This window comes from Paraburkholderia sp. BL6669N2 (assembly GCF_003387275.1).
Taxonomy (GTDB): Bacteria; Pseudomonadota; Gammaproteobacteria; order Burkholderiales; family Burkholderiaceae; genus Paraburkholderia.
Window position 1 is genome coordinate 3932995 of record NZ_QUNA01000001.1, and the last position, 13191, is coordinate 3946185.

Here is a 13191-nt window from a genome sequence, read left to right on the forward strand (position 1 = left end):
TGGCATAGTGCCGGCTATTCAATAGGAGAGGAAAAATGACAACTCTGGAATCCTTGCAAGCAAAAATCCAAAAACTCCAGGCGCAAGCTGACTCGCTCGTCGCGAAAGAGTCGAGTGCTGTTATCGAGAAGATTCGTCACCTCATGGCGAAACACGGCCTCACGATTGCTGACATCGATGCGCACACTGGCGGCAAGAAACGCGGGCCGAAGCCTGGGGCCAAGGCTTCACCGAAAGCCCGAAGCTCCGTGCCGAGATATCGCGACCCGAAGAGTGGTGCAACCTGGACCGGACACGGCCGGGCACCAAGTTGGATTGCCGCCGCGAAGAACCGAGACAAATTCCTGATTGACGGAAGTACAGCGACGGCAAAGCCGGCTTCTGTCAGCAAAGCGAAGGCCGCCAGCGCTTACGTCCGTGGTCAACAACCGGCGATGTACCGTGACGCAAAGTCGGGCGCGACGTGGAGTGGCCGCGGTCGCGCTCCGGCATGGATTGCTGAAGCCAAAGACCGCAGTAAATTCCTGATTGCAAGTGGTGCTGAGCCGACCGCTGCGACAAGCGCGGGTACTGAGAGCAAGGCGAAGGCTATCGGCAAGAAGACGGGGTCGAAGTCGGTCGGTGCGACTGTGGGCAAGGGTCAGCGCAAGGGTCCGCAACCGGCGCTTTACCGTGACCCCAAGTCGCGCGCGACATGGAGTGGGCGAGGCCGCGCTCCGGCGTGGCTGGCTGGTGCGAAAGACCGCAGCAAGTTTCTGATTGATGGTGCGGGCGTCGGCGCTGCGGTGACTGAGGCGAGCAAATCGAAGGTTGCTGCCAAGAAAGCCGTGGCGGAGGAGGTGGTCGCTAAGAAAGCTCCGGCAGCGAAGACGGTAGTCGCCAGCAAGAAGGCACCGGCAAAGAACGCCCGGTGAAAAAGGCAGTTGCTTCCAAGAAGGTTGTTGCAAAAGTTGATGCCGCCATCGTTGCGCCGGAAATTGCCGTCGCGGAAGCCGGCGCGTAATCAAATCTGGGCGTCAATGTGCAACGCCCCGGATGCAGCCCCGCAAGGCAGGCTTGCCTCGCGGGATAGTGGCTTGGGCAGCGGACGACCTTTTGCGTTGGCCATGAGGACCGCATCCACTTCGGCCGGTCGCAATTGAAGAGTTGCTCCATGAGATTCGAAGTTGAAGGCAAAGCCCCGGTCGACGCTCCTCGCGAATCCGCGATACGGCGCGGCATAAAGAGCTTGCGCAGTTACGGGCCATCTTCGTTTGCGGCGCTGACGGATGTTGAAGGCAACTATGTGCAGGTCGGCGGCGGTGGGGTTACGTGCCTAGTCGAATGGTATTTCGCCGCAAGCAAAGGGCGGCTGCGAGCATTCCATGACCGGCCGAGCCCGGTGCGTCCGGATGGAGCGCTATCAGACGAGTGGTTTATGGTGAGCCAGGTCGAAGAAGTTCTTATCAGGTTTCGTATGCCACGGTGCAAGCATTGAGTATTCAGGCATTATGAATCGTGGCAGTATCCGTTGTCGTCACACGCCGTGTGTCGACATCATCCAATACCCAACCGAACCTGAGAGACGAACTATGGCTAGGAAAGTGTTCTTCAGCTTTGCGTACGAAGACGTAAATCGAGTGATGATTGTGCGCAACAGCCATGTGGTAAAGGGCATCGATGCGGCAGGGTTTATCGATAAGGCGGAATTCGAGTCGGTGGAGCGTCAGGGGGAAGCCGCAATTGCGCGTTGGATAGACCGGCAACTTGACGGAACCAGCGTGACGGTAGTGCTTGTAGGCGCGACGACGTGCGCCAGTAAGTGGGTAAAGTACGAAATCGAAAAAGGTAAGGCCCGTGGGAATGGAATGCTGGGTATAGATATCAGCAAAGTCGCAAGCTTCAACATGCCGGTGACGGTGTGCTGCGGAAAAATACCTGCCGGTTATCCGTTCTACAGTTGGACGGCAGATGATGGCTATAACAAGATGGGTAATTGGATTGAAGCGGCGGCGAAAGCTGCTGGACGGTAGGTGAACGGCGAGGCGCATCGATATGAATGTGAAGGCCGCGGCCGCCGTGCTGTGTTTTGATTGGGATGGCGGGCCTTCTTGATATCAAATACGAGGCTCTGACGGGAAAACACCGAGTTGTTCGATGAACAGACGAGTGAAATCGGTGGGAAAGAGGTCGCGACTTTCATCGTATCCGCAGCGAAGCGCGACTTCCCGTGATGCTCCTCCCGGTCTTGGAACCGTCACCACTGGCGCCTTTGGATGTGCTTTGACGAAAATCTCATATTCCTCGATGACGCCTTCCATCCCGCCAATGAACACTGCTCCGGTCAATGTGTTCCGTCCTAGCATCTCTTCCCGCATGAATCGGAGACTGGACGTCCGGTCGGCTTGAGCTTTGGTAAAAACCACGTCGGGAAAGTCATCGTTTTCGGCCGGATACGTTCCGCGAAACTCTTCGGACTGGTAAAGCATAACGGATTGCGTGTACTTTAGCCCTAGGCTTTGGCATGCCGCTTGAACCATCGGCGTGATGGAGGGATGTCCACCCCAGACAATCCGACGGCGGCCCAGCATAAGCGTCAGGAAGGCGCGTACCGCAAAGTGAATGAGCAGCGGGTCTGCCGTCCCATAATATTGCCGTCCGGGCTGCGGTACACTGGCAGAAAGGAAAATTTCGTCCATATGTCACCAATCTTGGAACACGGAACCCGACCGGTAGCTGTCAACCAGTCGGACGGTCTTGTTAAGATACTGCGAAATCCATTTCATGTGCGCGTGCCATTCACGCTCCTCGGACTCGCCCTCTTCATACAGCACAGCGACCGGTGGGGTATGCCCGTCGAGAGTCGCATCGTGCAAAGTGTAGGTAGTAGGGACACCGAGGGTTGGGTACACGGCGACTTTTTGCCCGGATGGCGTTGAGACAATCAGGCTTCGTCGCAGCGAGGCGCCTTCCACCCGTCCTCCGCCACGCTGAACTGAAGCGGCCAAAGTCGAAACCAGCTGTTGATAACGGGCCGTGACACTCCGCGTTCTCAGGCTTTCGACCGATTCGCAGATGGATTGCTCGGCCGTCTTTGTCAATTGTCCTGTTGCACCAACGAAGTCACTGGCATCCAGGCTGTGCGTGACGGCGAGTTGCGCGCGAACGTCCATGGCGACCCCCGGCCAGGCTGCCCGCAGGACCGGAATTCCACGCCATTGCGCCTTGCCGAATTCCGCCGAGGTCCAGCGGCTTTCAAAATAGCCGGGTGTATCGAGGAACAGCAGCACATCTGAGTCGTAGAGACGCTGCCAGAGAACTTCCTGGAAATGTTGTCCAGGATAGATTCCGTGCGTATCCAAGAACACATCGTAGAGTCTGGCAGATAGCGCCGCGTACAGTTGCAGCGCTGCCTCAGTGGATTCTGTTCTGCGATAGCTGAGAAATACACGTCGCTGCCGTGGCAGTAACGACGCGCATTCCAGAAGAGCCCGTGCCAATGCGGCCGCGTCAGACTGGTCGACCGTAAGACCGTTCAAAGGAGCCAGAACGCGCGGAAACTCCTTCGTGAACGCACTCGAGGTTGATGCGACCGGGACAATCGGTATGTTGTGGTTCACCAGCCGTCTGAGACATTCTTCACTATCGGTGTCGGTTTGGAAGCACAAAGCGGCAGCGCAGCGCTCACCCGCGGGGCGGAAGTCACACGGCGAGCCTATGAAAAGCGATACTGTCTTCCCGAGGGCAAGTCCAAGTTCCTCGACTCCTGTGTTTAATGCGTCCGCTACTGCGTCGCGGATAGCAGTCGGAACGTTACCGAGGAGCGCAAGCTCGTAGAGCGGTTGGTTTGCCATAGACATTGTGGTTACCGCTGGTAAGGTTCTTCGCCATCGAGCCAGTCGTCGAAGCGGATGTAGTTGGTGTGAGTCCAGTTTATCCAGAGACGCTTTTTCCCTTCCGAATCCCGATATTCTGAGAGATACGGATAAAGCGCAAGATATTCCACGCCATCATAAGCGTCAGTAGACGTTTCGTTTGTGGCGACCGGCAGAACCGCTGCGCGTCCACTGCTACCGTCTTTGAATCCTAGCTCCCAAGGGGTCCACTTCGATTTAACCGAATTCTCAGAAGTGACGTATAACAGGCTGCGCGAGGATTTCATGCGTGCGCGCAGGAGCGCAGCCGTTTCCTTGCTAACTTCCTCACGGTCAAGATGTGGGTCGTCAATCCAGTCGATGTACACGGAATGCCCGTAATCCTCAAGCATCAACTTCAGCCCGTAGATTTCTTCTTCGTCGAGTTTGCTATGTGACAAAAAAATGTCGTGCGGGCGCTCGCCGTAGCCTTCAAGTGCCGCTTCGAGTTTGATTCGACCCGCGGACTTCGTGAACTGCTGTCCTTGCTGCGCGCGTGCCCGTAACTGCCCCGAGTGTATGAGACTCATGAAATGCCGGCGGCGATGTGCTCGCTCGTCCCGGTCCTTGTAATGTGATTTCTAAGTGAGAGGGAGGCCGACCGCCAAAGATGGCATCGGCAAGCCTTTTCGTTGATGATAGTGGGCTTGTGCCTGTCGGGCAAGCCGTCCAAGTTTTCATGCTTCCGCGACAACGTTTACGGAGATGAGTAGTGTGTTTCAGCTATGACGGTTCGCCCGCGGAAGTCAGAAATCACGCAAATATATTGGATAAATTGACGCTGTGAACAAAAAAGAGTTTCTTAGGGAATATTCCGCGGCCTTGAAGCGGGGAACGGCTTCAGTGTTCCTCGGTGCCGGTGTCTCAATGGATGCAGGCTATCCGAGTTGGAAAGGGCTATTAGCAGGCATTGCCAAAGAGCTGGATATCGACCTGGATGTTGAATACGACCTTGCTGGTGTCGCGCAGTGGTATATCAACCACAACAAGAAGACGCGGACGAAGATTGCCAAGGTAATCAAGGAGGCGTTCCCGGAAAAGGCTGATGTGCCAGAATCGTTGAAGGTTCTCGCCCGGCTTCCGCTCAAGCATGTCTGGACGACGAACTACGACCGTCTCATTGAAACCGCCTGGGACCAGGCGGGCAAGAAAATCGACGTAAAGACCCGTATTGACGACCTTACAATTCCGGACCCGACTGCCTCGGCAACCTTATACAAGATGCATGGTTCGGTCGACAGTCCTGCTGATGTTGTCATCTCGAAGGAAGACTACGAACTGTACCGGCGCGAGAAGGGTGCGTTTTTTCATCTCCTCACTGGTCACTCACTGGGGATGAGCCTGCTGTTCATCGGATTCAGCTTCACGGATGCAAACGTGGCACATCTGTTTGGCTTGCTCCGGGAGATTGTGCGTGAGACGCCGCCGCAGCACTACGCCATCGTCCGCCGGCCGCCACCGCCTGATTCGGCTAAAAGCGCCGCCGCTAAGGAGAAGGCAAGGCGTGAACTTTCGCGACACCAGCATTGGGTCGCGGACCTTGAAAGATACGGACTGAATTGCGTCGAAGTCGATAACTTCAGCGAGATTCCATTGCTCCTGAAGGAAGTCGAAGCTGCGGTCGCGAATGCAAGCGTTTTTGTGTCTGGAAGCTATCCTGTGCAAGCTCGCGATTCCGGCGAGGGAACGCGGGTTCGCGACGTGGCGCAGGGCGTTGGACGCATCATCGCCCAGCAGGGAGCGCGTCTCGTCTCCGGGTTTGGACTTGAAGTCGGGAGTGCCGTAATCGCTGGAGTGATGGGCGAAGCTCACAAAGCGAAGTACGTAAATCTCGACAGCATCCTGCTGCTGCGACCTTTTCCCCAGACTCTGCCGAAGGGCCTCGACCAGGAGGCGTTCAAGAAGCAGTACCGTGAAGATATGGTCGCTCAGTCCGGCGTTTGTATCGTCATCGGCGGGATGGTGAAGAAGGGCAAGGACTACGAGGTAGCGCCCGGTGTGCTTGCGGAAGTCGCGCTTGCGCGTGCTGCCGGGCGACCTGTCCTGCCTCTTGGAATTACCGGAGGAGCCGCATGTCAGGTTTGGGAGGAAATGCTCAGCCTGTCACCGAAGGAGCGGCACGGTATCACGAAGCGTGACTTCGTTGCATTAGGCGAGGCTCCCGTTTCGGTGCCGGAGTATCTGGAGCATGTCGAAAAACTCCTGAAGCGGTTGCGGGGCGTCTAGTTTTGTGAAGGGCGCCGTCGACCTTGGAGTGAGTGTCCTCGGCGCTGTAACACGGCTAGATGTAGTGTTTGAACGGCAAAGGCGCAATCCGGGCGCTCCCAGGGCCGGCCGTGAGGATTTCCCCGACCATATTTGCAAACCGCAAGGTAACCGGCAGTCCGTCTGCATAGGTGCAGCTGTTGAAGTTGAGTTTGGTCAGGCCCATGATGTCTTGCATGACGGTCGTCAGGTCAGCTTCTCCCCGGAGCAGGTCAACGCGTAGCGCGTTAGGTGATTCCCGTCCCATGTACGTCTTCAGGTAGGGAATGTATCCTCTTGTCCAAAGGTAGCCGCCTCGCTCGGACTGTTGAAAAGTGGTCCCACGAAGGACAGGTCTGGTGCCAGTACGAAAGAGCTTCAGGTCGCTGCCTTCCCTGATTCTCACGCCAACGAGAGACGTTCCCGTCGGCAGAGCTTCCTGGAAGCCAGCCCACTCTTCGTCGTTGAAGTGAGCTAGGCCGTGGATGAAAACTTCGACGGGAGGCTTGCCGTGCGAGCGCTGGTATGCTTTGATAACCATCAGGGCTAGGTCGCGAGCGGCCACACGTGAAAGATGAAATTCACGGGTCGCAAGTGAGCGCCAAGGGCCTACCGCGCCCCGAAAGACGACCCCGTCACCGGAACTCAGAAACATCTGAGCGCCACAACACGCGAGGCGGGTGTCCGATGCTTCAGTCAGTCGTTTAAATACGAGGCCGATATAGCAAACGCCTTCGCGAATATGTTCCAGTCTCCACGGGCGCTTTCCGAACTTGTAGTACGTCGTGACGCTCAGATTCCAGGCTAGAGTTGCCGGGTCTTGTGTTCCTCGAGAAGGGCGGCCATCGCGTCGCAGGAAATCGTTGGGAGCAATGGTCGTTTCCCGAATGACCTGTATAACGATGTCGCCTTGTTCGAGCAGCCTTGCCTTGAGCTGATTGTGGAAATTCAACTCGTATCGGTAGGGAACTGCGGCCGCGTTGTCTTCTGCGAAAAGCGATGGCGTGCTCTCAATCTTTTCGGCGAGCTTCCGATTGATATCCCTCTCTACCTCCACGCGGTCGGAACTAGGAATCTTCGACAGAGGCCTGCCGTAGGTGTAGACGTATTCGGGGACGACGACGAACCAGATGTCGATAGACGTCTCGTCTTCATGACGAAAACGAACAATCTCCTTGGCGAAAAGGTCGACGGTTGCAAACATCCCCTGATGTCTATCCGCATCGAACAGCGCACGGCGCAACTCATCTTTGTCGACGCACAGCTCGGCGGTGGGGACCAAGGGCAATTCGGCACCAAAGACAGCGCCGAAGCCCGGAAACATTCGATGTTGCGGCGACGGGTCGTCTTTTGCCGGAATGATGCCGCGAACCTCTTCCAGCCAGCCGCGCAGCCGTGCCAGTCCATCCTTTGTGCCGATGGCGCCGATTCTCAAGACCTGCATCGGAGCAGGTTCAAGAGGACCAAACAGGAACAGCCCGTCTTTGGGCGACTCGTGTTGCTGGCCAAAGCCGAACGTCAGACGCGGCTCAGGCAAATACCCCAGTTTTGCGCTTGTCATATCGAGCTTTCCACCGTATCGCCTTGGGTATTGGAGCCATCTTGCCAGTCAAGGGCCGGCTCATCGTCAAAATCGGTCTCGTCGCCGCTCAAACTATCGACAAGTTCGTCCGGGAGCTGGTTAGCCCGAACGGGCTCGAGCGCGCTTATCGGTGCAACGAAGCTCAACAGCTGCGGCTGAAACTGAAGTCGGCGGTCTGGAGATAAATGAACTGTGAGCGCCGGCTCGCTCCCTTTGATAAACGTCAGATATGCAGAAAGCATGTCGCGCCATCTGTCCTGCCACCAGTTCTTGCAGAACGACCGTCTGAACCGGTGGGCCTTGGCCTTGTCATCGAGAGGCTCAATGCCATCCTTGGTGAAGACCGCCGTGTAGTTCAGCCCGAACCTCAGGTTCGGCTTGATAAGCACGTTTGGCGAGACGGCAAAGTGCCATCTGGACGACAGCTTGACGCTCTCGCCGTTGAGCGCGCGTCTGCCGGATTTCCCCGTAGCATCGGAAAAGGTCAGCTGCTTTCCTGCAGACAGGTTCCACGGGAGATACCAGACAAGCCTCTTGCTCGCCAGCTCGTAAGCGTGCAAGCCGCGCAGGGTCATGCATCTCTCCCATCCTTGTCGGAGGATGTCGACCAGGATAGCTCGCCGGTCCTGCGCCGATAGGGTTGGAAGCTCAAGGCATCGCGATGCAAGAAACGAGTCCAGAAGCAACTCGGACGAGCTTACTGTGCCGCTGTAGTGTTTGCGGACCGCGAAATCGGTCGCTTTGGCGAACGTAATGACGGTCTTTCCCACCACGCGCGACGGCCATTCGCCCTTGAAAGCGCGGTCGCTGATTGGTTCGCCATCAAACTGGTGGAGCCGGATTCCCGCGGGAGCGTTCTCTACGATTAACCAGTTCGAAAGCAGCGTCTCTTCGGCGGCAATTGCTCGTTGCTGGTCGTCGAGCTGGATAGTCGACCAGTTCGACGCTGCGTGTTCCGTGTCCACTGCACGTGGCACGCCATCTTTCTCCAGTCGCTTGACGAGCGCGGCAAGGCCACGATGCCATCCCTCGCTGAAGTCATGGATGTGTTTGTCGTGGACTTCGGCGGGCACTTCGGAGAGTGGAATCTCGTCAACGCGAATCGGGAGAATAAAGCCTGGACTCTCGCGGTCGACAGCGTCTGCCATGCTCAATTCGCGCCTGTAGCCGTACTTCATGGCTGCAGGCTTGGCTACGACCGTCACGAACTTGATGGCGCGTGTTCGGATTGCTGACTCTATCTCGGGCCAGAAGCGGTCGCCAGTCTCCAGCCTCTGAAGCTCGACCCAAACGCTATAGCCCGCTGCCTTTAGACGGGACGCGAGCCAACTCGCGAACTCGTTGTTTTCAGGCGCAGCATGAGAAATGAAGATGAGGTCTTTATTATTCAATTAACCGCCCGTCTACTGAACTCCACCAAGGTCGCGAATTGACGTCTGGCGGGTTTGATGAACGCGATTGCGAACACGCAGTATATCGACTTGGTCGCTTCTTGGTTCTTACGCACAGAACAAAAGAAAATTCGGTTCATCCGCTCAGCTAGGATGTCAACGTTTTTCGCTTTCCGGAGTCGCCAGCGTGCGCAATTTATGCACAGGCAATTCTCCCCGCGAGGAACCCGTGTGTCATAGTTTTGGCATGTCGAATATGGAGGCCTGAATGGCAACATTGGAATCGCTGCAAGCAAAAATCTAGAAGCTTCAGAAGCAGGCGGAAGCCCTCGTCGTGAAGCAGTGGTCTGGCATCATCGAAAGAAATTCGAGCTTTGATGGAAGAACACGGGCTGACGGTGGCGGACATCGATTCGCACGCTGGCGGTACGCGAGGTTCGAAGGACGAGGCTACCGTGGAATTTTTGGCAGTGCCGGACGGCGAGCGGTCTGCAATTCGTCGTCGGTGCATCTCACCCATGCGCGAAGGCGGCCTCATGGCAGTAAGCGAGGCTTTCGAGCTCAACCATCGTTCCCATCTGTTCCCTTTGCAGGTTCTGCGTCGTCCGACCCGCGCGCGCGCTCATCTGGCGCCGCCTCGCCGGGCTTGCCGTCAGCCTCACTCGAAATATCGGCTTCCGGGGATACCCCGTTTCGCTGCGCAATCAGCTGCCTTGTTTCGCGATTGGAACGTAGTCTTGCGATGTACCAGTCGTGGTCTGCAGCAACGGTAGACGCTTCCACCAGGTCAGCCATCTCGTCTGCATCCCAGACATACAGGAAAAAGACGATGTCGTTGAAGTCCTTGGAGGGCGCGGCGAGTCGTAGGAAGTGTTTGAGTCCCCCTGGCGTCAGCATGCAGAGTTGTTTGAGCGCTTGGATGGCAAATTTCTCATCCGAGGCGCGACCCAGATTAGCCAGGCCATAGAGCACCGTGAAGAGGTCCGGTTCCTTCAGCACGTCTGTGGCGAACAGGTCGATTGCGCGTGCCGTCCAGGACGCGATGCAGTTTTGCACAGCGTCTAGGTCGCCAATGAAAACCGTTGCCTCTTTGATTTTGTGCGGTTGAACTCCACGCACCTCGGCGTGGCGCATGCCGATGTTCACGAGGAAGTCCAGGCCTGCAACGAGGGGCACGTCGTCGACGAATTCAAGCGATAATGCGGCCGGTTCGCTCGCGTGGGGAAGGCAGCATGCGGCAAGGTTGGCGCTCGCGTGGCATGCCCGGGTCAGCACCCCGGCGGAAGCTATCTCGCGGCAAGCGCTGGCTAGCGCCGTAAGCAATCCTTGCGCATCGACGCTTTCACTTGTCTCCAGATAGGCCGTCATATGGTTGACCATCTCGGTAGCCGCCCTTGGCCCATTTCAAGCAAGGTGTCGGCCACGTCGCTTGGAGATGCAATCATCCGGTGAACGTCAGCGACTTCCTGGACGCCTGTAATCGACGTGGCAGCCAGGAAGCGAATCAGTCGACTCTGCTCGGCAACGCGAAGAAATCGTCGGGGATGCGAGTTGGAACCTCTGCCGGTCGTCATCGGAAAAAGGAAGTTCAGCGCCATTGCCGCAGAGCGCTTCTCCGCGGCATCAGACGGAAGGCAATCCGTGCTGGTCAATAAATAGATGAGATGCGGGCATGCAGTTTGGCTTGGAAAAATTGATGTTTGTCGGGAACATTCTCTCGTTCCCGATTATAGATTACGCCACAGAGTGAAGGCTGCCAGAGACTCATCGACCAGCGCCGAGATAGTCCGTCCATCACGGAGACGACGGCAATAAGTCCATTCGCCGACGTCACTTCCCGCATGCCGCATCAATGGTGAGGCGGATTCGCCATCAGCATTGAAAACCGGTCTTGCCTGGAAACTTTCCGCGCGTTTTTGCGAGCGGCTCTCGCAGGAGGCATTTTTGTGCTCGCCGTTTGTGTGCCGGCAGGCAAGCTTGCGTGAATCTCCACGACATAAGGTACTGGCGTCTCCCAACCTGCGAAGACGTTGCGCTGACCAAAGCCATAGCCGCTCATACAGCTGAAATGCAAGAGTCCCTGTGTTTGACCTCAAGAATCGTTCAGCGATGCCGATAGCTTAAGAATAGACATATGGCGAGTTTCTCGCATTTACGTGATTCGTATCCTGTCGCTGCCGTAGCAAGTGTGGGGCATCCTCCTCAGCTCCCACTCAGGGACAGTCCGGACGAAGTAGTGATGTAGTTTTTCTGGTCTGCACCGCAACCGGCAGGGGCGACGCCTAGTTGCGGGCTTTTTAATTGATGTGCTTTTTTCTACGGCCTGTCCACCACTTCTATTGCGAATCCCTTGATGAAGAAGATAGTACTTTCCGTCGTCGCCGTAATTGTTGCCACCATGGCGTTACCTGCATATAGCAGCGACGCATCAACCGAAGCCGAATGCAATTCTTTTCCGAAAAGCGACGGCGCGGACGTTCAGGCAGGCGGTGCGCTTTCCCTGAGTGGCTTGGGTAAACTGGCGGGAGGGGAAGTTCGAGGCGATTACAGCCGAAAAGACAAGAGACTGCTGGCAGACGCGCCCGACACGAACAGGACGGAAGTCGTCATGGCACTGCTGGCGTATCACTGCCGCCGCGTAAAAGGTTTGTCAGAGGCCGACCGAAGGAAAGCTGACCAGCAATTCTACGATGTAGTCACGACGCTGAGTGCTCCCGCAGGTGCCAGCAAACCGGAAAAGCGTGCGCCGAAAGCGTCGACTCCTGCGCCTGAATCGGCCCAACCCGTGGCGCCGCTCATTCCGCCGTCCGCAAAACAGGCTGCGTCGCTTCTAAACGTTGCGGCGCGCCGATATAAGAGTGTGCTGGGCTTGCCCTTCATGGCAGCCCTCGGCGGCGCTTATATCCCAGTGATTCCCTACGAGCTGTTGACAGACAGGACGATGCTGTCAATGGTTGCCGACCAACAGCTGATGGAGCCGGTCCCGAACCTGGAGACCATCCCTGAGACCGATACTGAGTCTCTGGCATACGGCATGTGTCAAGGCGTTAAGGAAGGCGACGAGCGCGTCAATGATGCGATGACGCGCTATGGGTCAAAAATTCCAGAGCGGCTGTACGCCGATATCGGGACAATTCAAGGAACGAGCATCTACAGCTACTATCACGGTTATATTGCTTCGGGAGGCTGCGATGTCTTCCTCGGCGTCATTCGCAATAGAAGTGACAAGAAGCTGGGCAGACCTCAGGCCGGGCAAATTGCTGCCAACTGGGCCATTCCTTTGCACATGCCGACGTTCTCACCAGACCAGTATTCGGAGTACGTGGCCGCGGTAGAAACACTGGACTCCGATACATCGTCGCTTGGCGGAAAGAAGGAGTCAAAGCAGCGGTAGGGAGATAATCCCGCGACCTTCGCGCGGCCAGGCTGGCGTCATTTCTCGTATGGCGCCACTGGCCATTTGTCGACGTCCTAGAACGCTGGACTAGGCGGTGACTGAAATCTTTGCTCAATCGCTAAGTTTTCGTTGATGAAGGTCAATGTGGTATCAGTCCTGCTCGGTCGGTTTCATGGCCGGGAGCCCATCGGCCATCGCCAATTGCAGAAGCTGCGCGTAGCGATGGCTAAGTGGCCGAGACCAAGGCTACCGCGCGGTCGCAGGGCGATGTCGGTAACGGCATTGCTTCACTGGCAGCGAATTCTCGGCCCCTCCATCTGCCGCCACGCCGAGGTGAGTTAGCGCCCACTGACATTGGGCGCAGAGTCGTTGAGCTGCTGTCGGTCCTACTGGCAGACGCCGCCAACGACGTAGAAGTAGCGGCTCGAGACTCGGGGATTTGTGACGCCAGCTTCGTGAGGTTGCGCCGGGCGATGGACCGGGTTGCTTGCGCGCAGTCGCTGTTGGAATCAATGGCGACGGGGAGCGTGGGCGCGGGCGATGAGGAGACCGCGTTGCGGGTGCTGCGGGTGCGGGAGGCGGTGGAATTGCTGGCAAGCCAGTGACCGGAGGATTATCTGGTCGGGGCGGTGGAGTGGTTGATGATTTGCGGTAGAAGCGGCGACCCATTTCCCGCGGGCGTCA

General features: G+C 57.0%; 11 protein-coding genes. 5 read left to right on the forward strand and 6 right to left on the reverse strand.

Annotation, left to right across the window (positions count from 1 at the left end):
• Positions 1-35: 35 nt before the first annotated feature.
• The 3 genes from B0G80_RS17935 (at position 36) to B0G80_RS17945 (ending at position 2012) form a co-directional block, all read left to right on the forward strand.
• Entirely contained in the window at positions 36-914 is an 879-nt protein-coding gene (locus B0G80_RS17935) for an H-NS family nucleoid-associated regulatory protein (RefSeq protein WP_116118859.1), read from the forward strand.
• Between the two features lie 239 nt (positions 915-1153).
• Positions 1154-1477 carry a hypothetical protein gene (locus B0G80_RS17940; RefSeq protein WP_116118860.1) on the forward strand — a complete coding sequence of 108 codons (324 nt, stop codon included), beginning with the start codon at positions 1154-1156 and terminating at the stop codon, positions 1475-1477.
• 94 nt (positions 1478-1571) lie between these two features.
• On the forward strand, positions 1572-2012 hold the full coding sequence (locus B0G80_RS17945) for a TIR domain-containing protein (protein WP_116118861.1): 441 nt from the start codon (positions 1572-1574) through the stop codon (positions 2010-2012).
• 84 nt (positions 2013-2096) lie between these two features.
• Here B0G80_RS17945 and B0G80_RS17950 read toward each other — a convergent pair whose 3' ends face one another.
• The 3 genes from B0G80_RS17950 to B0G80_RS17960 are packed head-to-tail and all read right to left on the reverse strand — an operon-like array spanning position 2097 to position 4423.
• Complete coding sequence (locus B0G80_RS17950; protein WP_116118862.1) at positions 2097-2678, reverse strand: hypothetical protein; 582 nt, start codon at positions 2676-2678, stop codon at positions 2097-2099.
• 3 nt (positions 2679-2681) lie between these two features.
• Positions 2682-3833, reverse strand: coding sequence for a toll/interleukin-1 receptor domain-containing protein (locus tag B0G80_RS17955; RefSeq protein WP_220377466.1), 1152 nt, complete (start codon positions 3831-3833; stop codon positions 2682-2684).
• Between the two features lie 11 nt (positions 3834-3844).
• Positions 3845-4423: a toll/interleukin-1 receptor domain-containing protein gene (locus B0G80_RS17960; protein WP_116118864.1), complete on the reverse strand. Its 579-nt coding sequence runs from the start codon at positions 4421-4423 to the stop codon at positions 3845-3847.
• Between the two features lie 253 nt (positions 4424-4676).
• Here B0G80_RS17960 and B0G80_RS17965 point away from each other — a divergent pair, with 253 nt between their 5' ends.
• Positions 4677-6119, forward strand: coding sequence for an SIR2 family protein (locus B0G80_RS17965; RefSeq protein ID WP_116118865.1), 1443 nt, complete (start codon positions 4677-4679; stop codon positions 6117-6119).
• A gap of 55 nt (positions 6120-6174) precedes the next feature.
• On the opposite strand, the gene B0G80_RS17970 is transcribed toward B0G80_RS17965, so the two are convergent.
• The 3 genes from B0G80_RS17970 to B0G80_RS17980 form a co-directional block, all read right to left on the reverse strand.
• A complete protein-coding gene (locus tag B0G80_RS17970; RefSeq protein ID WP_116118866.1) occupies positions 6175-7698 on the reverse strand; it encodes a hypothetical protein in 1524 nt (507 codons plus the stop codon).
• Positions 7695-9110, reverse strand: a complete 1416-nt coding sequence (locus tag B0G80_RS17975; protein WP_116118867.1) for a toll/interleukin-1 receptor domain-containing protein — start codon at positions 9108-9110, stop codon at positions 7695-7697. Before B0G80_RS17975 ends, B0G80_RS17970 begins: the two co-directional genes overlap by 4 nt.
• Before the next feature lie 561 nt (positions 9111-9671).
• Positions 9672-10490: a hypothetical protein gene (locus tag B0G80_RS17980; RefSeq protein WP_116118868.1), complete on the reverse strand. Its 819-nt coding sequence runs from the start codon at positions 10488-10490 to the stop codon at positions 9672-9674.
• Positions 10491-11463: 973 nt separating this feature from the next.
• On the opposite strand from B0G80_RS17980, the gene B0G80_RS17985 reads away from it, so the two are divergent.
• Positions 11464-12504, forward strand: coding sequence for a hypothetical protein (locus B0G80_RS17985; protein WP_116118869.1), 1041 nt, complete (start codon positions 11464-11466; stop codon positions 12502-12504).
• Positions 12505-13191 lie beyond the last annotated feature (687 nt).

Bases quoted from the DNA above. Each gene is read 5' to 3' on its own strand.
- B0G80_RS17980 (WP_116118868.1), bottom strand. From the start codon at position 10,490: ATGGTCAACCATATGACGGCCTATCTGGAGACAAGTGAAAGCGTCGAT.
- B0G80_RS17945 (WP_116118861.1), top strand. From the start codon at position 1,572: ATGGCTAGGAAAGTGTTCTTCAGCTTTGCGTACGAAGACGTAAATCGA.
- B0G80_RS17960 (WP_116118864.1), bottom strand. From the start codon at position 4,423: ATGAGTCTCATACACTCGGGGCAGTTACGGGCACGCGCGCAGCAAGGA.
- B0G80_RS17940 (WP_116118860.1), top strand. From the start codon at position 1,154: ATGAGATTCGAAGTTGAAGGCAAAGCCCCGGTCGACGCTCCTCGCGAA.
- B0G80_RS17955 (WP_220377466.1), bottom strand. From the start codon at position 3,833: ATGGCAAACCAACCGCTCTACGAGCTTGCGCTCCTCGGTAACGTTCCG.
- B0G80_RS17985 (WP_116118869.1), top strand. From the start codon at position 11,464: ATGAAGAAGATAGTACTTTCCGTCGTCGCCGTAATTGTTGCCACCATG.
- B0G80_RS17950 (WP_116118862.1), bottom strand. From the start codon at position 2,678: ATGGACGAAATTTTCCTTTCTGCCAGTGTACCGCAGCCCGGACGGCAA.
- B0G80_RS17970 (WP_116118866.1), bottom strand. From the start codon at position 7,698: ATGACAAGCGCAAAACTGGGGTATTTGCCTGAGCCGCGTCTGACGTTC.
- B0G80_RS17935 (WP_116118859.1), top strand. From the start codon at position 36: ATGACAACTCTGGAATCCTTGCAAGCAAAAATCCAAAAACTCCAGGCG.